The sequence below is a fragment of the Photobacterium sp. GSS17 genome (assembly GCF_028621875.1).
In the GTDB taxonomy this organism is placed as follows: Bacteria; Pseudomonadota; Gammaproteobacteria; order Enterobacterales; family Vibrionaceae; genus Photobacterium; species Photobacterium ganghwense.
In genome coordinates this window covers 368,565-389,957 of record NZ_CP117517.1, presented here as the reverse complement: position 1 = coordinate 389,957, position 21,393 = coordinate 368,565, and the positions used below count along the sequence as shown (strand labels likewise).

Below are 21,393 nucleotides of genomic sequence, written 5' to 3'. Positions count from 1 at the left end.
ACACATCGCACCACCCCAATGCCCGGCCTGATCACGGCCGGGTTGATCAGCCTGTTAGTACTGGGCGCGCTGGGCGCCCTGATCAGCCAGGCCAGCGACCTGCAATTCATCAGCCTGTGGCAGGATCCGTATCTGCGCCATGTCACCCGCTTCTCCTTTTGGCAGGCGTTCCTGTCGACCCTGTTCAGCGTGCTGCCGGCCATTCCGGTCGCCTACGCCCTGTCCCGCCGCCGTTTTCCCGGCAAGGCTATGCTGCTCAGGCTATTTGCCATGACGCTGGTGTTGCCGGTATTGGTGGCGGTCTTTGGCCTGCTGGCGATTTACGGCAACAACGGCCTGCTCACCCAGTGGCTGGTGTCGCTGACCGGTGACAAGCCGTTCTCCATTTATGGTTTGCAGGGCATCCTGCTGGCCCACGTCTTCCTCAATCTGCCGCTGGCCACCCGCCTGCTGCACCAGTGTCTGGAAGGCATTCCCTATGAACAGCATCAGCTGGCCAGCCACCTTGGCCTGTCGAGCTGGCAGACTTTCCGTTTTGTTGCCTGGCCGCGTTTGCGCCAGCAGCTTCCCCATGCTGCCGGGCTGGTCTTTATGCTGTGCTTTACCAGTTTTGCGGTCATCATGGCACTGGGTGGCGGCCCCAAGGCCACAACCATTGAGCTGGCGATCTATCAGGCGCTGCGTTATGACTTCGATCTCGCTGGCGGAGCCCTGCTGGCACTGTGGCAAATGCTGCTGTGCTGCAGCCTGGTGCTGCTAACCCAGCGTCTGGCCAAGCCGCTGGCGACCTCCAGCCAGTCCACCGGAAAACCGCGTCCAGATCAGTTCGACAGCCTGGCCAGCAAGGTCTGGGACTGGTTCTGGCTCAGCCTGGTGTTGCTGCTGGTACTGCCACCGCTGCTGGCGGTGATCAGTGCCGGGCTGAACCCGCAAACCCTGACGCTGCTTCAGGATCCCTCTCTGTGGCAGGCGATCAGCCACTCGCTGCAAATCGCCCTTGGCTCTTGCCTGCTGGCCCTGCTTGGCGGGATAGCCATTCTGCTGACCAGCCGCCAATGGCGATTGCATCGCGCCCGATGGCGGGCGGATGGCCTGGAGCTGATCGGCACCGTGATCTTGGTTACCCCGGGGCTGGTGATCAGCACCGGCCTGTTCCTGCTGCTGCGCCAGTTTACCGATGCCTTCGGGGCGGCATTCTGGGTGGTGGTTGCGGTCAACGCCCTGATGGCGCTACCGTATGTGCTGAAAACCCTGAGCCAGCCGATGCTTCATGTCGCCCAGCAGTATGATCCGCTGTGCCACAGCCTAGGCATGCACGGCCTGCGCCGTCTGCAATTGGTCGAATGGCGCGCGCTGAAAAAACCGTTGTCGCAGGCAATGGCAATCGGCTTTGTCCTGTCGCTCGGGGATCTGAGCGCCATCGCCCTGTTCGGCAGTCAGGATTTCCAGACCCTGCCTCTCTATTTGCTACACCTACTGGGCAGCTACCAGATGGATGCTGCTGCGGTAGCAGCCCTGATCCTGTTACTCCTGAGCCTCGGGCTCTTTACGCTGGTTGAAAAACTGCTGATTCGGACACCTTCATGCTGACCCTGACCCAACTGAGCCACGCTTACACTGACCCGATGCACCGCGATCGCACGACCCAACTGTGCTTTGACTTGCAGGCTGAAAAGGGGGATATCGTCGCCCTGCTCGGTCCGAGCGGGGCTGGCAAAAGTACCCTGCTGGCGATGGTTGCCGGTTTTCTTGAACCGGACAGCGGCAGCCTGACCATCGACGGCCAACCGGTTATCGCCGTCCCTCCAGCCCGGCGTCCGTTGTCGATCCTGTTTCAGGAGCACAACCTGTTCCCGCATCTGACTGTCTTTGAAAACATCGGTCTTGGCCTGCATCCCGGCCTTCGGCTCAGCCGAGAGGAAAAAGAGCAGGTCGTGATCGCGGCGGCCCGGGTCGGGTTACAGAGCTATCTCGATCGCCTGCCGGAACAGCTGTCCGGTGGCCAGCGCCAGCGGGTTGCGCTGGCACGCTGCCTGATCCGCCAACGGCCGCTGCTGCTGTTGGATGAGCCTTTCTCCGCCCTCGACCCGGCACTGCGCAACGACATGCTCCAGCTGGTCCAGAAACTGGCACGCGAGCAGCTCACCACCGTAGTGATGGTCACGCACAGTCCGGAGGACGCGCTGAAAATCGCGGATAAATGTGCCTTTATCGAACAGGGGGAAGTGCGAGTGTTTGGGCCTGCCCAACAAGTGCTGGGCAGGCCGGAAGATAAAAAACTGAAGCAGTATCTGGGCGTTTAACCCATGCTGTGATGCTGGTTGCGGCCGGTAAGATCCGGCTGACAGGAGAACCGGTTTTCTCTGTGATATTCGCTCATAACCGGTTCATCCTTCGCTGTCAGGCAGCCAGCCCCTGCCACCGGCTCAGAGGTTTTCCTCAGCAAATTCAGCCAGGCGGCTACGGACAACGCCATTCAGATAAATGTTGGCACTGCCCTCAAAATTCTTGAATCGTTCAACGATATACGTCAGCCCAGATGTCACGGGCGACAGGTAACTGGAGTCAATCTGTGCCAGGTTGCCCGAGCACACCAACTTGGTTCCTTCCCCACAACGGGTAATGATGGTCTTGATTTGTGACGCGGAAAGGTTCTGGCACTCATCCAACAGCACAAATGCATTCTGGATAGAGCGTCCCCGCATGAAGTTAATCGATTTAAACTGGATGTTGGCTTTGTCGTAGATGTATTTCATCGACCCATCGGTACAGACGTCGTTTTTATGCAGCGCTTCCATGGTATCGGTGACCGCCGCCAGCCAAGGCAGCATTTTTTCTTCTTCGGTACCCGGCAGATAACCGATCGATTCGGCGATCTCCGGCGTGTTGCGGGTGACGATGATTTTGTCATACATCCCTTTTTCAATGACCTGCTCCAGCGCAGAAGCTAGCGCCAGAATGGTTTTCCCGCAGCCCGCCGGGCCAGTCAGGATCACCAGATCAATACTCGGATCCATCAGTGCATCGAGCGCCATGCCCTGGTAGATGTTTTTCGGATGGATCCCCCACGCCTGACGGTGCATCAAGCGCTCACGGCCAATGTCTTTGAGGGTCACGCTGCCGTCTTCAATTTCCTGTACCCGTCCCGCAAAGTCGCTGTCCTTGTCCAGCAGATACTGATTGATAAATGGCGCTTCAAACAACTCGGCAGGTAAGGTATGCAGCGTCGAGCGGCCGCTTTTTTCCGAGTAGCACTCGCCCACTCGCTCCCAGAAGCTGCCGGGGAACTCATAGAACCCTTTGGTTAGCATCCGCACATCATCAATCAGTTGGTCTGAGCGGTAGTCGTCGACGAAATAAACCCCGGCGCCTTTGGCCCGCAGCCGCATGTTGATGTCTTTGGTGATCAGTACCACTTCCCGTGGCGCGTAGTGGGATTGCAGGAACAGCACCCCGTTGAGAATCCGGTTGTCACCGGCCTTGTCGGCAAAGGCATGCACCGTTTCCGTGACTTCATAGTCGGCGAAGATAGCGATTTTGCCCAGCGACTCGCCATGGCGGCTGATCGGGATCCCCTCGGCGATTTGTTCGGGGGTGGCATCGTGGAAAATGTCTTCCAGCGCCCGGATGGCGACTCGGGCGTCACGGGACACATCACGTTTGGTATCTTTGATCCGATCCAGTTCTTCCAGCACTGTCATCGGAATGACGACATCGTGTTCTTTGAATGAATAGATGGCGAGGGGTTCATGAAGCAGAATATTGGTATCAAGTACAAAGACTTTCCTTTCAACTTCATCCATAAGTACCTCCTTGGTAACAAATCGGCGGCAGCGATGCCGCATTGCGTCAGTCTCAGCCAAACAGCCTCTGACACTATTAAAGACCGGAGATAATGAAATAAATGTGACAGCCTCCTTATCCTCTTTTCTTCGAACTTTGACCGTGACCTTGCTCACGGCTTGCAGTAACATTACTCGCCTTTTTTACCGGTGCAGATTCTGGCTACACTTATATACCGATTGGCCGCGTTCGACAGCCGGCGTGTCACTTCATGGTTATTATATCTTTGAGTGTAGTCTATAAATGCTGAGGCATCGGCTTCGCATTCTCCTTAATTTCAAATAATTAGAAGGTTTTAACCACTATGCCATTTGCTTTGGGTCAACGTTGGATCAGTGATACTGAAAGTGATTTGGGTTTGGGAACCGTTGTTGCCCTGGATGCAAGAACGGTCACCCTGATGTTCTCGGCCAGCGAAGAGAACCGCCTCTACGCCCGCAGTGACGCCCCAGTGACCCGCGTAATGTTCAATGTCGGTGATGTGGTAGAAAGCCATGAGGGCTGGTCCCTTAATGTAACGCAGGTAGAGGAAGACCAGGGAGTCTTCACCTACGTGGGTACGCGCACCGATACCGGCGAAGAAAACGTCCAGCTGCGTGAGCTCCTCCTCAGCCACCAGATCCGTTTTAACAAACCGCAGGATAAACTGTTTGCCGGTCAGATTGACCGTATGGACCGTTTTGCCCTGCGTTACCGCGCCCTGAAAAACCAGTACGAACAGCACAAGAGCCCTTTGCGTGGCCTGTGCGGCATGCGTGCCGGTCTGATCCCGCATCAGCTGTACATTGCCCATGAAGTCGGCCGCCGTTACGCGCCGCGTGTCTTGCTGGCCGATGAAGTAGGTTTGGGTAAAACCATTGAAGCCGGGATGATCATCCACCAGCAGGTGCTGTCTGGCCGTGCCGAGCGTGTCCTGATTCTGGTACCGGAAACCCTGCAGCACCAGTGGCTGGTCGAGATGATGCGCCGGTTCAACCTGCATTTTTCCATTTTTGACGAAGAGCGCTGTGTCGAAGCCTTTGCCGATTCGGCTAACCCTTTTGATACGGCACAGCTGGTTCTTTGTTCTCTGGATTTTCTGCGCAAAAGCCGTCGCCGTTTCGAGCAGGCGCTGGACGCCGGCTGGGATCTGATGGTAGTCGATGAAGCGCACCACCTGGAGTGGAGCGAAGACAAGCCAAGCCGCCAGTACCAAGTGGTTGAAGCGCTGGCCGACAATACCCCTGGGGTACTGCTGCTGACCGCGACCCCGGAGCAACTGGGTCACGAAAGCCACTTTGCCCGTCTGCGCCTGCTGGATCCGGATCGCTTCTACGATTATGAATCTTTCGTGGAAGAAGAGCGCCAGTACGCCCCGGTGGCGGACGCAGTCTCGCGCCTGCTGTCGGGTGAGAAACTGGACAATGACGCCAAAAATGCCTTGGTCGAGCTGCTGCCGGAACAGGATATCGAGCCGATGCTGCGCATTCTGGAAGCCGGTGATATTGATGCCGAGCAACAGAACGTGGCCCGCCGCGAGCTGATCGACAACCTGATGGACCGTCACGGCACCGGCCGGGTTCTGTTCCGTAACACCCGTGCCGCCATCAAAGGCTTCCCGCAGCGTCACCTGAACATGTACCCGCTTGCGCTGCCGACCCAGTACCAGACGGCAATGCGCGTAGCCAGCATGATGGGCGGTGCCATGACCGACGAGCAGAAGGTCGCCAAGCTGCTGTACCCGGAAGATATCTATCAGGAGTTCGAAGGCGATTCGGCGACCTGGTGGCAGTTTGACCCACGGGTGAATTGGCTGCTGGACATGCTTAAAGCGAACCGTCAGGAGAAAGTCCTGGTGATCTGCTCCCGCGCCCAGACGGCACTGACACTGGAGCAGGCGCTGCGTGAGCGGGAAGGCATCCGTGCCACCGTGTTCCACGAAGGCATGTCGATCATTGAGCGTGACAAAGCCGCCGCCTACTTTGCTCAGGAAGAAGACGGGGCTCAGGTTCTGCTGTGTTCAGAAATCGGCTCGGAAGGCCGTAACTTCCAGTTTGCCAACCAACTGGTGATGTTCGACCTTCCGGGCAACCCGGATCTGCTGGAGCAGCGTATCGGTCGTCTTGACCGTATCGGGCAAAAACGCGATATCGAGATTCATATCCCGCACCTGCAGGGCACCTCGCAGGCACTGCTGGCACGCTGGTACAACGAAGGCCTGAATGCCTTTGAAGAAACCTGTCCGACCGGCCGGGCGATCTACGATGCCTTCAGCAACGATCTGATCACCCTGCTGGCCAGCGACAAGCCGGATGGCGAAGCCCTGGAAGCGCTGATTGAAAAGAGCGCCACCATGCACCAGACCCTGAAAGCCAAGCTGGAGCAAGGCCGCGACCGCCTGCTGGAAATCCACTCGAACGGCGGCGACAAAGCCCATGCGCTGGTTGACGAAATTGCTGCCAAAGACGGCGACACCAATCTGGTGACTTTCGCGCTTGGCCTGTTCGACACCATCGGCCTGAATCAGGAAGACAAGGGCGAAAATGCCATCGTGGTCACCCCATCAGAACACATGATGGTGGCGAGCTACCCGGGCCTGCCGTACGACGGTTGCACCATCACGTTTGACCGTGACACGGCTCTGGCACGTGAAGACATGCACTTCATCAGCTGGGAGCACCCGATGATTCAGGGCGGTATCGACCTGCTGCTGTCTGAAGGTGTCGGCACCACCGCCGTCTCGCTGCTGAAGAACAAAGCCCTGCCGGCCGGTACCCTGCTGCTGGAACTGGTCTACGTGGTGGATGCACAAGCACCGAAACAGTCCGGTATCGGCCGCTTCCTGCCACAAACCCCGATCCGTATCCTGCTGGATGCCAAGGGCAACAACCTGGCCGCCAACGTGGCGTTTGAAGGCTTTAACCGTCAGCTAAGCCCGGTCAACCGCCACTTGGGCAGCAAGCTGGTGAATTCGGTGCAAAAAGAGATCCACACCCTGATCGAATTTGCAGAGAAAGCCGTGGTGCAGGAGCTGGAAACCATCCGCCGTGATGCCCAGACCGACATGGAAACCCGTCTGCGCAGCGAACTGGATCGTCTGCAGGCCCTGAAAGCTGTCAACCCGAACATCCGTGACGACGAGCTGGACCAGATTGACAGCCAGATCAACGATCTGACCGGCTACATTGCCAAGGCTCAGGTACAGCTGGACTCGCTGCGCCTGATCGTGGTCAGCCACGGCTAATCTCAGCCGATTTCGTTCCCAGGCCGCCGGTGACCCCGGCGGCTTTTTTGTCTCCGCTCGACAACCATTGGGCGCACTCATCAAGTGTGCTATCATCGCCGCCCTTCTCCATCCCGATTGACCATGACACCAGGTTTCCGATGAGCAAACTGCCAGAGCTTGATTACAATCCGCCTAAAGATCCGTGGCTGGATATTCTCTACCTCGATGACGACATTATTGCGGTCAACAAGCCATCTGGCCTGCTGTCCAATCCGGGACGAGATCCGGCCTTTCACGACAGCATTTATGCCCGGGTGCTGGCGGATTATCCGGACTCGCATATTATTCACCGGCTCGACATGGCCACCTCCGGCCTGATTGTGCTGGCACTGAACAAGCACAGCGAACGTCAGCTCAAAGCCCAGTTCCGCGAGCGTCAGACCGAGAAGGTCTACTACGCCCGTACCTGGGGAGAAATTGCCCAGGACGAAGGCACCATTGATCTGCCGCTGATTTGTGACTGGCCAAACCGCCCGAAGCAGAAGGTCTGTTTTGAGGACGGCAAGCCGTCAGTCACCCATTATCAGGTGCTCCAGCGCAGCAATAACAGTTCACTGGTACGCCTGCGTCCGATAACCGGCCGCTCACACCAGCTGCGGGTTCACCTGCTGGCTATCGGCCACCCGATACTGGGCGACCGTTTTTATGCCGAGGAAGAAGCCCAGGCCATGGCCAACCGCCTGCAGCTCCACGCAGCCGAGCTGAACTTTTTCCATCCGCGCAGCGGCGAGCCGATGCACCTGTTCGCGCCATGTGATTTCTACCCGGACGCACCGCAGCGCACCCTGGCGCCGCTATCGTTTGATATCTGACGTTTGATATCTGACGTCTGATATCTGGCGTCGGGTATCTAACCGTCTGACATCTGATTTCGGCACACAGGACTTGAGTCCGATGGGGAGGTTAGTGTTAACTAGCAGACACTAACCTCATTGGAATAAAGCCGAACGTATGGAAACCATAGTCTTTCTCGACAGGGATACGATTCCTTCCCACATTCATTTGCCACAACCCGTTTTTACCCATCTGTGGCAGGCTTTTCCAGCCACGGCCCCCGAGCAGGTGGTGCACCGGCTGCAAGATGCCACCATCGCCATCACCAACAAAGTCGTCCTCAGTGCCGATATCCTGCGCCAGCTGCCGCAACTGAAAATGATTGCAATCGCAGCGACCGGAACCAACAACGTCGATCTCGACTACTGCCGCGAGCATGGCATCATGGTCAGCAATATCCGCGACTATGCCACCGATTCCGTCCCTGAACATGTTATTGCCCTGATGTTTGCCCTGCGCCGTAACCTGCTGGGCTACCACCGTGATGTCCAGAGCGGCGTCTGGCAGGAAAAGGGACAATTCTGCTTTTTTACCCATCCCATCGGCGATATCCGGGGTGCCACGCTGGGCGTGATTGGTGCCGGCAGCTTGGGTAAAGCGGTGGCCGGGCTGGCGAAAAGTCTGGGCATGAAAGTGCTGTTTGCCGAGCACAAAGGTGCCGCGCAGTGCCGTCCCGGCTACACCCCTTTTCACGACGTACTGGCACAAGCCGATGTCATTACCCTGCACTGCCCGCTGAGCGATCACACCCGCAACCTGATCGGCCAGCCGGAACTGACACAGATGAAGCCCAGTGCCCTGCTGATCAATACCGGACGAGGCGGACTGGTTGACGAGCAGGCGCTGGTTGAGGCGCTGCAGGACGGGAAACTGGCCGGTGCTGGTATCGATGTCTTCATACAGGAACCAGCTCCGGCTGACAACCCGCTAGTAGTAAGCAGCCACTTACCAAATCTGATTCTGACCCCGCATGTTGCCTGGGGATCCGACAGTGCGATTCAGACGCTGGCGAACCAGCTGATCGACAACATCACGGCCTTTGTTGAAGGTCGGCCACAGAATCAGGTGTAATTCAGGCGCCCACATGATCAAGAGGTCTATCGCGTCAGAAGCATTTCGCCTCGGGAGTGTCGGGCACCTTAATCAGCGGCACCAAACGTAAAGGACATCCAGCGTAACGGCCAGAACGGACAAGTAATCACAGCGGGAAACGAATCAGAATAAAGGAAAGGAAATCAGGCCGAACAACGGCGAAACGCACACGCGGCACTGCAGGAACAGCAGGGAAAGGTGAGCAGGTACTTACCATTGCAGTAAGTCCTGCTCAGACAGAGATGGCGACTATTTAAAGCCTTTGACCTTGCGGATCAAATCGTATGCCGCCTGCAGTTCCTGCGTCTTTTGCTTGGCCAGTTCCATCATCTCAGGCGGCAGCCCCTTGGCAGCCAGCTTATCCGGGTGATGTTCATTCATCAGTTTACGGTAAGCGCGTTTAAGCTCCTGCGATGTAGCCGTGTCTTTGACACCGAGCAGCTCGTAAGCATCTGCCAGCTGATCGCGGCTGGGTGCCTGCCGGAAACCGCCCTGCTGATACTGATGCTGGTATTGCCCCTGCTGAAAGCGGAACGCCGCTTCTTGCATGTGCAGACGTTGTTCCAACTGCTGCGGCGAGAACCCCAGCAGACGGGCGATAGTATGCAGCAACTGACGCTCGCTCGGATGCAGGTTACCGTCCGCAAACGCGGCCTGAATTTGTAACTCCAGGAAAAACTGCAGCAGATCAGCGCGGCCGCCACTGCCCTGGCGTACCCGCATCAGGATGTCTTCCAGCGGGAAGTCTTCGGATTTCCCTTCGCGGAAGGCATCCTGAGCCTGACGGCGGGACTCGCCATGCAGTCCCATGCGGTCCATCAGCAGGCTGGCTACCCGGATTTCATCTTCTGTGACCCGGCCTTTGGCTTTGGCCACATGGCCCATAACCGCAAACGCGGCATGGAAGAACGCGGCCTGACGTTGGGTATTGCTGCCCTGACCGGCACCGAAACCACCAAAACCGCTGCCGTAATAAACATTTGCGCGAGCTTTATCGAACTTATGGCCTAAAAAAAGACCTAACAACAGACCAAACGGCCCACCAAGGAGGAAACCAAAAAATGCCCCTAAGATTTTGCCCCAAACCTGCATTCGCTACTCTCTGGTAATTTGCTAAATTTTTTATACTTGACCCGATACAATAACGCCAAAAGATGCTGTCGGGTAGAATTTGCATTATCATAGCTGGCATTTACCGGGAATGCTTGCCCAAACCCGGCCAGTAATCATCAATGCGCTAAAAACTTTTAATTACAGGAACGTTTAGTTAGATGTCATCCAACTCCCGCAGCTTATTGGCGACTCTGATCAGCCTGGCACTCTTCGGCCCGTCGATGACGTATGCCGACCCAGCGACTCATTCCGACACCAACGACAAATCTGCGGTCAGTGATGAAAACGATGAGCTGGCGATGGTACGTGGCGTTTGTCTGGACCCGAGCCAACGACCGGCAGACCCGAATAACGAACCGATCCGCGTCACGGCCGATCGGGCCGAGGCGGTCAACGAAGCCAGTGTCACCTACTCCGGTGATGTGGTCGTGCGCCAGGGCAACCGAACCGTCGCCGCCGACGTCGCGACACTGCACCAGCCTGAAAACAAAGTCATCGCCGAGGGTAACGTCTACTTCCACGACGGTGCCATAGAAGTGTATTCCGATCGGATCGAGAGCAACCTTGATACCGAAGACTCCCAGATGGACAACGCGGTCTACAACATGACCTGCGAAGCCGGTCGCGGTGAGGCCGAGCGTGTCACCAAAAACGGCATTTCCTACTACCGTCTGAAAAACGGCACTTACACCACCTGTCCGCCGGGCGACAAAAGCTGGCAGTTCTCCGCGACCAGTATCGAGCACGAAAATGACTCGCCGTTTGCCGATTTGTACAACGCCCGTTTTGAAGTCGCCGAAATTCCGGTGTTCTACCTGCCGTACCTGCGTGTGCCTGTCGGCAAAGAGCGTCTGACCGGTTTCCTTTATCCGTCGGTCAGCTACGGCTCACGGGACGGTTTCGAGGTTGAGACGCCGTTCTACTGGAACATCGCGCCCAACTACGACATGACGATCACGCCGAAGTACATGATGAACCGTGGCCTGCAGCTCAATTCCAAGTTCCGTTACCTGACAGAACTGGGCTCCGGCAGCCTGAGCGGGGAATACCTTGGCGACGATAAAGACGCTCAGGATAACGATCACCGCTGGGCCTTTAACTGGTCGCATACCGGCATGTACAACGCCCACTGGCTGTTTAAGGTGGACTACAGCAAGGTCAGCGACCCGACTTATTTCTCGGATATCGATTCCAGTATCGGTAAACGTGAAGACAACAACCTGCTGCAGACGGGTGAAGTGTCGTACCGCGACTACAACTGGGATTCCACCCTGCGGGTGCGTAACTTCCAGCCGTTGACGCTTGGCGTGTCATCGAACTACAAGCTGATGCCACAGCTGGAAGCTAACTACTACCAGACAGATATGCCATACGGTCTGGACTTCCACCTCAACGGCCATATCAGCCGCTTCGACAACGATGACCCGGATAAGCCAACGGCAGATCGGGTTCACCTCGAACCGACGCTGACCCTGCCGTACGCCACGCCGTGGTGGTCGGTGACCTCAGAAGCCAAACTGATGTACACCTATTACAATCAGGAATTCGACCCGAGCAGCCAGGAGCTGATTGATAAAGGGCTGGAGCTGGAAGAAAGTGTGTCCCGCACCATCCCGAGTATCCGTCTGCACTCCGGCTTGTATCTGGAGCGCGATACCAGCTTCTGGGGCGATGGCTACACCCAGAGCCTGGAGCCGCAGGTACAGTACCTGTATGTGAAAGACGTGGATCAGTCCGGCATCTACGATGCGTATGACACCACCCTGATGCAGACCGACTTCTACGGCCTGTTCCGTGACAAGCGCTACTCGAGCGTGGACCGTATTGCTGCCGCGAACCAGTTCACGGTGGGGGCGAGTTCCCGCTTCTTTGACAGCGACTACGTCGAGCGCTTCAACATTTCCGTCGGCCAGATCTTCTACCTCAACAATGCCGGCCGGAACCTGCAGAGCAGCAATGAGTCATCACCGAACTACTCCGCCACCGCGTTGGAGTCCGATTTCAACTATGACGACTGGCTATTCTTCCACGGTGGCCTGCAATACGATGCCAGCAAGAAAGATCTTCAGTTTGCCAACGGGGCAATCGAATACCGTGAAGGCGCGGTCTTCAGCCAGCTGAACTACCGCTTCATCTCGAAAGAGTACCTGCTGGATAACATCCTGGATGAAGATCAGCTGAACCGCTACACCAAAGACGGCATCTCCCAGCTGGGCTTCTCCACCGGGTTCCCGATTTATGATGGCGTGACGCTGCGCGGTGACTACTACCACGACCTGAACGAAAACCAGATGCTGGAAGGCCAGATCAGCCTGAACTTCCGCACCGCCTGCTGGATGATCAGCCTGGGTTACAACGAGTACCTGAAAACCCGTGCTGACGTGACCCGCGATGCCGCGGAATACGAGCAGAACTTCAGTATTTCGTTCAGCCTGATCGGCTTGGCCGGTGCGCCGGCGCTGGGCTCTGTTGGTAACAGCAACGCCATCAGCTATGGCCGCCCTTTCTATCTGAATAATTAAGAGACCAGCACCGGAAAGCCCTCTTTCCGGTGCCCAGACAACGCGCCCCGGCGCAACATGGATAAGATTATGAAAAATTGGAAGTCTAGCCTGCTAGGAATGGCGCTATTGGGCCTTTCGGCAGGCAGTTTTGCTGCCCCTCAGGAGCTTGACCGGGTAGTGACCATCGTCAACAACAACGTGATCCTGCAGAGCGATGTCAACAGCATGCTCAAAACGGTGCGCATGAATGCCGCCGGCCAGAATCAGCCGCTGCCGTCAGACACGGTTCTGAAAGATCAGATCATGGAAAAACTGATCATCGAAACCCTGCAGCTGCAACAGGCCGATCAGTTCGGGATCCGTATCGACGATACCCGCCTGGATCAGGCGATTGCCCAGCTGGCAGCCGAGCGTCAGATGAGCATTCCGCAACTACAACAGGAACTGGCCAGCTTCGGGATCAGCTACCCGGAATTTCGCGAGCAGATGCGCCGCGACCTGACAGCCAGCGAGGCTCGCACCATTCAGGTACGCCGCCGCATCAATATCCTGCCGCAGGAAGTCGATACCCTGGCAGAGCAGTTGAGCCAGCATGAACAGCAGGGTACCCGCTATAATATCAGTCATATCCAGCTGCGCCTTGAAGAAGGGGCCAGTGCGGCCGAGCGCGACCAAGTCGCCAAAGCGGCTCAGGATCTGGTCAACCAGCTCAAGAGCGGAGCCGACTTTGCCAACCTCGCTTACAGCTACTCCAAAGGGCCAAAAGCCCTGCAGGGCGGTGCCTGGGGCTGGATGCGCAAAGAAGAGATGCCGACGATCTTTGCCGATCAGATCGACTCTCAGGGCAACGGAGCCATTATCGGTCCGTTCCGCAGCGGAGTGGGCTACCACATCCTGAAAGTGAATCAGGTTGAAGGGCTGGAGACAGTGTCCGTCACCGAAGTGAATGCCCGCCATATTCTGGTCAAAACGTCAGTGATCCTGAGTGACGATGCCGCGAAGAAACAGCTGATGGAAGCCCGTCGTGCCATCATGGCCGGCGAGCGCAACTTTGCTGATGTGGCACAGTCAATGAGTGCTGACCCGGGCTCAGCGGTGAACGGCGGCGATCTGGGCTGGCAAACGCCGGATGTCTATGTCCCTGAGTTTAAAGACAAGGTTGAGAACCTGCCAAAAGGCAACATCAGTGAGCCGTTCAAAACCGTCCATGGCTGGCACATTGTCGAGGTACTGGATCGCCGTAATGTCGACCGTACTGACGCTGCGGTGAAGAACCGTGCATACCGCATCCTGTTCAGCCGCAAGTTTAATGAAGAAGCTCAGGCCTGGCTGCAGGAACTTCGTGCCGGTGCCTTTATCGAAAAACCGGAATACGCTAATGACCAAGGTTAAACGCATTGCCATCACGCCCGGCGAACCCGCCGGGATTGGCCCGGATCTGGTACTGGCGCTGGTTCAGCAGAACTGGCCCCACCAGCTTGTCATTTGTGCTAACGCCCAGCTTATGGTAGAACGTGCAGCCCAGCTTGGCCTGCCGGTGTCCGTGATTGATTATGATCCGACACAGACGCCAGTGCCGCATCAGGCGGGTACCATCGTGGTGGCTAACCACGACCTGGCCGCGCCGGTCGTGGCGGGGCAACTGGACGAGCGCAATGGTCACTATGTCCTGAATACCCTGACCCAGGCCGCAGAAGGCTGCCTGAGCGGTGAGTTTGCCGCGGTCGTCACCGGCCCGGTGCACAAGGGGGTGATTAACCGTGCAGGAGTCTCCTTCAGCGGTCACACCGAGTTTTTTGCGCAGCAGGCTGACACCGCACAGGTTGTCATGATGCTGGCAACAGAAGGACTGCGAGTTGCTCTGGTGACGACGCATATACCTCTGTCCTGCGTGTCGAAAGCCATCACCGCAGAGCGCCTGCAGCAGGTCATCCGGATTCTGCATGCCGATCTGGTCAGCAAATTCGGTATCGACCAGCCGAAAATTTACGTATGCGGCCTGAACCCGCATGCCGGTGAAGACGGCTGTCTGGGCACCGAGGAGATCGATGTGATCAACCCGGCGCTGGAGCAACTTCGCCAACATGAAGGCATGGATCTGATCGGCCCATTACCGGCTGACACCATCTTTCAGGAAAAATATCTGGCCGATGCCGACACGGTGCTGGCCATGTATCACGATCAAGGGCTGCCAGTGCTGAAATACAAAGGCTTTGGTAAATCTGTCAACATTACGTTAGGCCTGCCCTTCATCAGAACTTCAGTAGATCATGGTACCGCACTGGAACTTGCCGGTACCGGACAGGCGGACACCGGTAGCCTTTGGACAGCGCTATCGCACGCCCTTGAATTGGTAGAAAAGAACAAACATGAGCAGCGATAATGTTCACCTAGGCCACCGCGCCCGAAAACGCTTTGGTCAGAACTTCCTGAACGACCCTTACATCATTGACGGCATTGTGTCGGCCATTAACCCACTTCCGGGGCAGAACCTGGTTGAGATCGGCCCGGGTCTGGGCGCCCTGACAGAGCCAGTCGGCAAGCAGGTGGACAAGTTCACTGTCATTGAGCTTGACCGCGACTTGGCGGAGCGTCTGCGCCACCATCCGGATCTGGCCGCTAAGCTGACCATCCATGAAGGCGATGCCATGCGCTTCGACTTCACTCAGCTGATCAAAGAAAACAACAAGCTGCGTATTTTCGGTAACCTGCCGTACAACATCTCCACGCCGCTGATGTTCCACCTGTTCACTTTCCACCAGCATGTGCAGGATATGCACTTCATGCTGCAGAAAGAAGTGGTCAACCGTCTGGCTGCCGGCCCGGGCAGCAAAGCTTATGGCCGCCTGACCGTCATGGCGCAGTACTACTGTAGAGTGATGCCAGTACTGGAAGTACCACCGTCAGCCTTTAAACCGGCCCCGAAAGTGGATTCTGCTGTTGTCCGCCTGACACCGTATGAAACACTGCCACATCCGTGTACTAACCTTAAATGGCTGGACCGTGTCTGCCGTGAAGGGTTCAACCAGCGTCGTAAGACCGTGCGTAACTGTTACAAAGCACTGCTGACAGAAGAGCAACTGGTCGAGCTGGGTGTCAATCCGGGCACACGCCCTGAAAACCTGACTCTGGAACAATTTGTTGCCATGGCCAACTGGCTGGATGCCAATCACAAGGCCAGTTAAGCCACTGCCTACCACATGTTGATCGCTCGGGGAAGCAGGCGCTGCGTCTGCTCCCCCGCCAAGAAAGGATGCATTACCATGACAACGAATGTGACCCCAACCATAAAATGCCGGGTAGTGACGCACTACATCGAAGATCAGTCAGAGCCGGACAATCAGCGCTACGTTTTCTCCTACACCATCACCATTGCCAACCTTGGCCAGAGCGAAGCCCAACTGCTCAGCCGCCGCTGGCTGATCACCGATGCCAACGGTAAAAAGCTGGTGATCGAGGGGGAAGGTGTGGTCGGTGAACAGCCGGTTATCGCCGCTCACGATGAATACACTTACACCAGCGGGACCATCATCGAAACCCCACTGGGTGTCATGCAGGGCCACTACGTGATGGCTGATGAAAACGGGGATGAATTCCTGGCAGAAATCGCGCCGTTCCGCCTCTCTGTGCCCAATATTCTCCACTGAGGAAACTATGTCGACATATCTGGTCGGAGACATCCAGGGCTGCTTTGATGACCTGACGCAGCTGCTGGATCAGGCCGGTTTCAATCCTGCCCGCGACGAACTCTGGCTGACCGGTGATCTGGTCGCCCGCGGGCCACAGTCGCTCGAAACCCTGCGATTTGTGAAATCGTTAGGCGATCGCGCCACCACGGTGCTGGGCAACCATGATCTGCACCTGCTGGCGGTCGCTGAGGGCATTGCCAAAAACAAGCCCAAAGACAAGCTACAGCCACTGCTGGACGCGCCGGATCGCGATGAGCTGCTGCACTGGCTGCGCCACCAGCCGTTGCTGGCTGAGCACCCTCACCACGATTTTGTGATGAGCCATGCCGGAATCCCACCGCAGTGGGATCTGAGCCAGTCCCGTGATGCCGCTCGCGAAGTGGAGCAATGCCTGCAGAGCGACCGCTATTTATGGTTGCTGGAAAACATGTACGGAAACGGCCCGGACACCTGGCAGCCGACGCTGCACGGTATCGAGCGTTACCGCTACATCATCAACGCTTTTACCCGCATGCGGTTCTGCTACCCGGACGGGCGGCTTGACATGGCATGCAAGCTAGCACCAGCGCAGATCGATCATCATGAGCTCCTGCCCTGGTTCAGCCTGCCACGTCAGGCCATCGGCAAAACCATGATCTTTGGTCACTGGGCGGCACTGATGGGTCACCAGGACGAGCAAGTGATCGGACTGGACACCGGCTGCGTCTGGGGCAACAGCCTGACTCTGTTGCGCTGGGACGACGGTGCACAATTTTCCCATGCCTGCCCGGTTCACGCGTAAGCAACACACCTTGAACGCGGTATGAAAGACGCAGGCACAAAAGTAAAAAGGCTGGTGCGCTAAGCGACCAGCCTTTTCTTTATGGGTATGATTGAGTGACGTTTGTCTATTAACGTTCCAGAATCACAAAACGCATGGCGTGGACATTCTTCTCGTCAGCCGCGTAAGACTCGCTGTACACTTCCTGCCAAGTGTCATCCCAGGCCGGAAAGCAGGTGTCTCCTTCAACCGTCAGGTCAATAAACGTCAGGTACAGTCGGTCGGCCAACGGCAGGCACGCTTCATAAATACTGCCGCCCCCGATGATCATCAGCTCTTCCACATCACCGGCCGCAGACTGGGCAGCTGCGATATCCGATACTACCGTGACGCCTTCCGCCGTAAAATCCGGATTGCGGCTGATCACGATGTTCTGACGTCCCGGCAGCGGACGACCAATCGACTCAAAGGTTTTCCGCCCCATCACAATCGGCTTACCCATGGTGACTTTTTTGAACCAGGCGAAATCGGCTGGCAAATGCCAGGGCATTGCATTATCTTTGCCAATTACCCGATCCTTGGCCATTGCGGCTACCATGCTGATCTTCATCTTTGCTCCTTGGAATTCAGTTACCGTGCCGAGTTATACCACAGGTCGGCGACGGTAAAACAGTAATCCCGGCATTGCCAGGCCAATCGCCAGTGACGCGACGATAAATGTCGCCTTGAGCAGGTTCTCGATCAGCATGCCCCACAACTCCGGCGAAAATCCCCGGTGGTTGAGCTCCACCAGCGCGATCATCGCCTTAAAGGCAAACACGCCCGGCACCATCGGAATCATCGCCGCGACCGTAAACACCTTCGGGTGAGCCAGAAAACGGTGTGACCAGTGAACGCCAATCATCCCGACCAAAGTGGCCGCACACAGGGTGGCCCACTCAATCGAGAGCCCCCAGTGCATCAACACAAACCGGCAACCATGGCCCAGCGCGCCACCAATGGCGCAGTACTTCAGGGCGCGGGGCGGGACGTTAAATACCAGTGCAAACCCGACCGCCGGGATCAGGGCAAAAAACATGTCGTTGAGCAAGGCCAACAGAAATTCCAGAACCGTCATTACAACCACCCCCATACACCCAGAACATTCATCGCCGCCACAATGCCCATACTGGTGGCCAGCGTCAGCAGGCTGGCAAGGGTCCAGCGGGCGATCCCCATGTTGGCAAAGCCTTTCACCATATCCGACACCGCATTGATCAACGGGAACCCCGGCACCAACATCAGCACCGAGGAAGCCATGGCAATAAACGGGGTTTCCCCGATCTGATAAACCTGGCCGAACCCGGAAATCAGGGTGGTGACAAAGGCGGTAATACCGAAGTTCAGCAGCGGATTAAAATGGCAGTGGGCAATTTCCTGACGCACAAACATGCCGACAGAAGAAGCGATGAAGGTCAGTAAAAACACCGGCCAGTCGCCCCCGGCAAGACGGCTGAACGACGCACAGGACAGGCCGATCATCACGATCACCAGAAAACGGTTGTAGCGCAGCGGCTTGATGCGATCCAGCCGTTGCTGGACACCGTGTACATCGAGCATCCCCCGCTCGGCCATGATGCAGACCCGCTGGATCTCTGTGACCACCTGCATGTTGATCCCGCGATCCTGACAACGCCGGGTAGTGGTGATGCATCTCCCCTGATGCAAGGTCGTCAAAACCATGGAGCTGGCTGACAGCGAGACTTCTACACTTTCGACCCCCAACGCCAGCCCCAGACGGCGGGTCACATCCATCACCAGCATACTCTCTGCACCGTGCTGCAACAAACGCTGCCCGGCCAAGACCGCCAGCCGGGAAATGTCCCGCTGTATCGGTTCTGTTAATGGTCTTTTCTCTCCCTGCATTGCGACTCCTTTACCCCAAACGGTGAATTTACGCCAAACTGTGAAGTTGATGCTGAATTATTATCCATAATGCGTGCCTCAGGGTTGATTCGGCACAAAAAAAGCCGCTCAGTTGAGCGGCTTTTTTTCATCAGGGCATTAAATCAAGGCAATTACGGCTTGTAGATGATCTCTACATCGTAGTCGTCTTCATTCCAGTCATCCCAGTCATCGTCGTCGTCATCAACGTTAGCTTTCTTAACTTGCTGCTCGTGATAATCGTCCCACTTGAACTCGACTTTCTTCTCGTCGCCTTCTTCCTCTTCTTCTTCGAAGACAGGAGCAGGCATCGACTCGATCTGCTTCATCAGATCGTAAGTCAGCTCTTTGGTTCCCATACGATTCAGGGCTGAAATGCAGTAGTAGTCACCTTCCCAGGCCAGTGCATCCAGAACTTCATCAATCTTTTCCTGAGCCTCATCTTCCGGCATCAGATCAACCTTGTTGAAGACCAACCAGCGTGGCTTATGAGCCAGCTTGTCGCTGTATTTTTCCAGTTCATTCAGGATGATGAACGCATTTTCCACCGGATCAGAACCATCAGCAGGCAGCAGATCAATCATATGCAGCAGCACACGACAACGCTCAAGGTGCTTCAGGAAGCGGATACCCAGACCGGCACCGTCCGACGCCCCTTCGATCAGCCCTGGAATGTCAGCGACAACAAAGCTACGGTCGCTGTCGACACGTACGACACCCAGACTTGGTACCAGAGTCGTAAACGGGTAGTCAGCCACTTTCGGCTTCGCAGCAGATACCGAACGGATGAACGTCGACTTACCGGCATTCGGCAGACCCAGCATACCCACATCCGCCAGCAGCAGCAGCTCCAGGCGCAGGTGACGAATCTCACCTTTGGTACCCATGGTCTTCTGGCGAGGAGCACGGTTCACCGATGATTTGAATCGGGTGTTACCCAGGCCGTGGAAGCCCCCTTTGGCAGCCATGATCTTCATGCCATGCTTGGTCAGATCCGCAATCACTTCGCCGGTTTCTTCATCAATCGCACGGGTACCAACCGGTACACTCAGGACACAGTCTTCACCGCGCTTACCGGTACAGTTACCGCCGCGGCCATTTTCGCCACGCTGTGCAGCATGGAAACGTTCAAAGCGGTAATCGATTAGCGTATTAAGGTTCTCATCAGCCAGCAGGTAAACGTCACCGCCGTCACCGCCATCACCCCCGTCCGGGCCACCTTTCGGCACATACTTTTCACGACGGAAGCTTACTGTTCCGTTGCCGCCATCACCGGCGTCAACACGAATTACCGCTTCATCTACAAACTTCATCTCTTACTCCGCACTGTGGCGTTAAACTCTGTCATCCCGACGTCGCGGGATACTATTAACCTATTGTACTACCAAACACCGCGCTATTCCGGCTTTTCCCAAAGCGGGTTGTCATCCGTTTTAACGGCGACCGAGCAAACGGTGTCCAATCGCACTGAACATCGCACCACCCACAACCACGAACGCTCCGATATAACCCAGCGTATTCAACGCGGCTGGCGCAACATGATCCGGCCAGATCAAACTGGCAAGATCCACAAATATGATCGTAAACAACGGCGTCAGCGTGATCACGGCACTGACTTTAGATGCCTGCCAGCGGGCCATTGCCTCGGCAAAAGCGCCATAGCCAACCAGCGTATTCAGGCAGCAGAAAACCAGCATACCGAGCTGCCGGTTGTCCATCAGCTGGAGCTGGGCCGGGCTGGCTAACGGGGTCAGCATCAGAGCGCAGATCAAATAGATCATCAGCAGGATCTGCGGTGAGGTATAGTACTTCAGCATGCTCTTTTGTGCCAAGGCATATACCACCCAGATCAGGGCTGCGGCTACAGCCAACAAGACCCCGGTCGTGTAACTGCTCAGGCTGGTAAACAGCTCTGCCAGCCGTTCGTTGAAAAACAGCAGCAGGCCAGCTAACAAGCCAATGACACCGATGATCTGGTGCCGACCGAGCGCTTCTTTAAAGATCCAGGCGCTGCTGAGCAGCAGCAATACCGGAGCCAGCTGAATAATGACCTGTACAACAGGCGGACTCAAATACTCCAACGCGCTGTTGAACAACACAAAATTACCAGCCAGGCCTATGCTGGCCAACACCAGCAATCCCCCGACCGAAGCGCCGACACGGGAAACCGCAGGCAGCTGACGCCGAAATCCAAGCCACAACCCCAAGCCCAGCGACGCTGCCATAAAGCGATACCAGACGATGGTAAAGGGGTCCATGACCTCCACCGCCTGCTTCATAGCGATGGGCAACGCCCCCCAGAACACGGCGGTCACTAACGCCAGTGATATCCCTACCATAGGGCTTTGCTGCGGCATAGCGCCTCCCATA

The 21,393-nt window shown here is 56.5% G+C and carries 19 protein-coding genes; 11 read left to right on the top strand and 8 right to left on the bottom strand.

Translation table 11 applies throughout. The features are described 5' to 3' along the window. Positions 1–18: 18 nt before the first annotated feature. On the top strand, positions 19–1,590 hold the full coding sequence (gene thiP, locus PGW97_RS01880) for a thiamine/thiamine pyrophosphate ABC transporter permease ThiP (RefSeq protein ID WP_273859613.1): 1,572 nt from the start codon (positions 19–21) through the stop codon (positions 1,588–1,590). Beyond that, positions 1,584–2,303 (top strand): thiamine ABC transporter ATP-binding protein, encoded by a 720-nt coding sequence (gene thiQ / locus PGW97_RS01875; RefSeq protein WP_273858376.1) that lies wholly within the window; start codon positions 1,584–1,586, stop codon positions 2,301–2,303. Before thiP ends, thiQ begins: the two co-directional genes overlap by 7 nt. A gap of 123 nt (positions 2,304–2,426) precedes the next feature. Here the strand turns inward: thiQ and PGW97_RS01870 are convergent, their stop codons facing one another. Beyond that, positions 2,427–3,803: a PhoH family protein gene (locus PGW97_RS01870; protein WP_047883691.1), complete on the bottom strand. Its 1,377-nt coding sequence runs from the start codon at positions 3,801–3,803 to the stop codon at positions 2,427–2,429. Between the two features lie 344 nt (positions 3,804–4,147). Between PGW97_RS01870 and rapA the strand changes: the two genes are divergently transcribed. Next, positions 4,148–7,066 carry an RNA polymerase-associated protein RapA gene (gene rapA, locus PGW97_RS01865; RefSeq protein ID WP_207103359.1) on the top strand — a complete coding sequence of 973 codons (2,919 nt, stop codon included), beginning with the start codon at positions 4,148–4,150 and terminating at the stop codon, positions 7,064–7,066. On the opposite strand, the gene PGW97_RS01860 is transcribed toward rapA, so the two are convergent. Continuing rightward, positions 7,053–7,196, bottom strand: a complete 144-nt coding sequence (locus PGW97_RS01860) for a hypothetical protein (RefSeq protein WP_273858373.1) — start codon at positions 7,194–7,196, stop codon at positions 7,053–7,055. The genes rapA and PGW97_RS01860 overlap by 14 nt on opposite strands. 10 nt (positions 7,197–7,206) lie before the next feature. Here PGW97_RS01860 and rluA point away from each other — a divergent pair, with 10 nt between their 5' ends. Continuing rightward, positions 7,207–7,920, top strand: a complete 714-nt coding sequence (rluA, locus tag PGW97_RS01855; RefSeq protein WP_047883689.1) for a bifunctional tRNA pseudouridine(32) synthase/23S rRNA pseudouridine(746) synthase RluA — start codon at positions 7,207–7,209, stop codon at positions 7,918–7,920. 139 nt (positions 7,921–8,059) lie between these two features. Further along, positions 8,060–9,013 (top strand): D-2-hydroxyacid dehydrogenase, encoded by a 954-nt coding sequence (locus PGW97_RS01850; protein WP_273858371.1) that lies wholly within the window; start codon positions 8,060–8,062, stop codon positions 9,011–9,013. Positions 9,014–9,283: 270 nt separating this feature from the next. Here the strand turns inward: PGW97_RS01850 and djlA are convergent, their stop codons facing one another. Continuing rightward, on the bottom strand, positions 9,284–10,126 hold the full coding sequence (gene djlA / locus PGW97_RS01845; RefSeq protein WP_047883687.1) for a co-chaperone DjlA: 843 nt from the start codon (positions 10,124–10,126) through the stop codon (positions 9,284–9,286). A 179-nt stretch (positions 10,127–10,305) separates the two neighbouring features. On the opposite strand from djlA, the gene lptD reads away from it, so the two are divergent. The 6 genes from lptD (at position 10,306) to apaH (ending at position 17,121) form a co-directional block, all read left to right on the top strand. Then, positions 10,306–12,669, top strand: a complete 2,364-nt coding sequence (lptD, locus tag PGW97_RS01840) for an LPS assembly protein LptD (RefSeq protein WP_047883686.1) — start codon at positions 10,306–10,308, stop codon at positions 12,667–12,669. 69 nt (positions 12,670–12,738) lie between these two features. Beyond that, positions 12,739–14,043 carry a peptidylprolyl isomerase SurA gene (gene surA / locus PGW97_RS01835; RefSeq protein WP_047883685.1) on the top strand — a complete coding sequence of 435 codons (1,305 nt, stop codon included), beginning with the start codon at positions 12,739–12,741 and terminating at the stop codon, positions 14,041–14,043. Beyond that, positions 14,030–15,034: a 4-hydroxythreonine-4-phosphate dehydrogenase PdxA gene (pdxA, locus tag PGW97_RS01830; RefSeq protein ID WP_273858368.1), complete on the top strand. Its 1,005-nt coding sequence runs from the start codon at positions 14,030–14,032 to the stop codon at positions 15,032–15,034. Before surA ends, pdxA begins: the two co-directional genes overlap by 14 nt. After that, on the top strand, positions 15,021–15,836 hold the full coding sequence (gene rsmA / locus PGW97_RS01825) for a 16S rRNA (adenine(1518)-N(6)/adenine(1519)-N(6))-dimethyltransferase RsmA (protein ID WP_047883683.1): 816 nt from the start codon (positions 15,021–15,023) through the stop codon (positions 15,834–15,836). Before pdxA ends, rsmA begins: the two co-directional genes overlap by 14 nt. A 78-nt stretch (positions 15,837–15,914) precedes the next feature. After that, positions 15,915–16,298, top strand: a complete 384-nt coding sequence (gene apaG, locus PGW97_RS01820; RefSeq protein WP_047883682.1) for a Co2+/Mg2+ efflux protein ApaG — start codon at positions 15,915–15,917, stop codon at positions 16,296–16,298. Positions 16,299–16,305: 7 nt separating this feature from the next. After that, positions 16,306–17,121 (top strand): bis(5'-nucleosyl)-tetraphosphatase (symmetrical) ApaH, encoded by an 816-nt coding sequence (gene apaH, locus PGW97_RS01815; protein WP_273858364.1) that lies wholly within the window; start codon positions 16,306–16,308, stop codon positions 17,119–17,121. A gap of 109 nt (positions 17,122–17,230) precedes the next feature. Here apaH and folA read toward each other — a convergent pair whose 3' ends face one another. From folA to PGW97_RS01790, 5 genes are all read right to left on the bottom strand, one after another. Further along, a complete protein-coding gene (gene folA / locus PGW97_RS01810) occupies positions 17,231–17,710 on the bottom strand; it encodes a type 3 dihydrofolate reductase (protein WP_273858362.1) in 480 nt (159 codons plus the stop codon). Positions 17,711–17,743: 33 nt separating this feature from the next. After that, positions 17,744–18,217 carry a threonine/serine exporter family protein gene (locus tag PGW97_RS01805; protein ID WP_047883762.1) on the bottom strand — a complete coding sequence of 158 codons (474 nt, stop codon included), beginning with the start codon at positions 18,215–18,217 and terminating at the stop codon, positions 17,744–17,746. After that, positions 18,217–19,005, bottom strand: a complete 789-nt coding sequence (locus tag PGW97_RS01800; RefSeq protein WP_047883679.1) for a threonine/serine ThrE exporter family protein — start codon at positions 19,003–19,005, stop codon at positions 18,217–18,219. The genes PGW97_RS01805 and PGW97_RS01800 overlap by 1 nt, the downstream gene beginning before the upstream one ends. 152 nt (positions 19,006–19,157) lie before the next feature. Then, positions 19,158–20,336, bottom strand: coding sequence for an Obg family GTPase CgtA (gene cgtA, locus PGW97_RS01795; protein ID WP_217391763.1), 1,179 nt, complete (start codon positions 20,334–20,336; stop codon positions 19,158–19,160). Positions 20,337–20,456: 120 nt separating this feature from the next. Further along, positions 20,457–21,380: a DMT family transporter gene (locus PGW97_RS01790; protein ID WP_273858357.1), complete on the bottom strand. Its 924-nt coding sequence runs from the start codon at positions 21,378–21,380 to the stop codon at positions 20,457–20,459. Between the last annotated feature and the right edge of the window lie 13 nt (positions 21,381–21,393).

Excerpts from the sequence above, each read along its gene's own strand:
- lptD (WP_047883686.1), top strand. The coding sequence starts at position 10,306 with ATGTCATCCAACTCCCGCAGCTTATTGGCGACTCTGATCAGCCTGGCA.
- thiQ (WP_273858376.1), top strand. The coding sequence starts at position 1,584 with ATGCTGACCCTGACCCAACTGAGCCACGCTTACACTGACCCGATGCAC.
- apaH (WP_273858364.1), top strand. The coding sequence starts at position 16,306 with ATGTCGACATATCTGGTCGGAGACATCCAGGGCTGCTTTGATGACCTG.
- thiP (WP_273859613.1), top strand. The coding sequence starts at position 19 with ATGCCCGGCCTGATCACGGCCGGGTTGATCAGCCTGTTAGTACTGGGC.
- PGW97_RS01805 (WP_047883762.1), bottom strand. The coding sequence starts at position 18,217 with ATGACGGTTCTGGAATTTCTGTTGGCCTTGCTCAACGACATGTTTTTT.
- djlA (WP_047883687.1), bottom strand. The coding sequence starts at position 10,126 with ATGCAGGTTTGGGGCAAAATCTTAGGGGCATTTTTTGGTTTCCTCCTT.
- surA (WP_047883685.1), top strand. The coding sequence starts at position 12,739 with ATGAAAAATTGGAAGTCTAGCCTGCTAGGAATGGCGCTATTGGGCCTT.
- PGW97_RS01850 (WP_273858371.1), top strand. The coding sequence starts at position 8,060 with ATGGAAACCATAGTCTTTCTCGACAGGGATACGATTCCTTCCCACATT.
- apaG (WP_047883682.1), top strand. The coding sequence starts at position 15,915 with ATGACAACGAATGTGACCCCAACCATAAAATGCCGGGTAGTGACGCAC.
- PGW97_RS01790 (WP_273858357.1), bottom strand. The coding sequence starts at position 21,380 with ATGCCGCAGCAAAGCCCTATGGTAGGGATATCACTGGCGTTAGTGACC.
- pdxA (WP_273858368.1), top strand. The coding sequence starts at position 14,030 with ATGACCAAGGTTAAACGCATTGCCATCACGCCCGGCGAACCCGCCGGG.
- rluA (WP_047883689.1), top strand. The coding sequence starts at position 7,207 with ATGAGCAAACTGCCAGAGCTTGATTACAATCCGCCTAAAGATCCGTGG.
- rapA (WP_207103359.1), top strand. The coding sequence starts at position 4,148 with ATGCCATTTGCTTTGGGTCAACGTTGGATCAGTGATACTGAAAGTGAT.
- PGW97_RS01870 (WP_047883691.1), bottom strand. The coding sequence starts at position 3,803 with ATGGATGAAGTTGAAAGGAAAGTCTTTGTACTTGATACCAATATTCTG.
- PGW97_RS01800 (WP_047883679.1), bottom strand. The coding sequence starts at position 19,005 with ATGCAGGGAGAGAAAAGACCATTAACAGAACCGATACAGCGGGACATT.
- cgtA (WP_217391763.1), bottom strand. The coding sequence starts at position 20,336 with ATGAAGTTTGTAGATGAAGCGGTAATTCGTGTTGACGCCGGTGATGGC.
- rsmA (WP_047883683.1), top strand. The coding sequence starts at position 15,021 with ATGAGCAGCGATAATGTTCACCTAGGCCACCGCGCCCGAAAACGCTTT.
- folA (WP_273858362.1), bottom strand. The coding sequence starts at position 17,710 with ATGAAGATCAGCATGGTAGCCGCAATGGCCAAGGATCGGGTAATTGGC.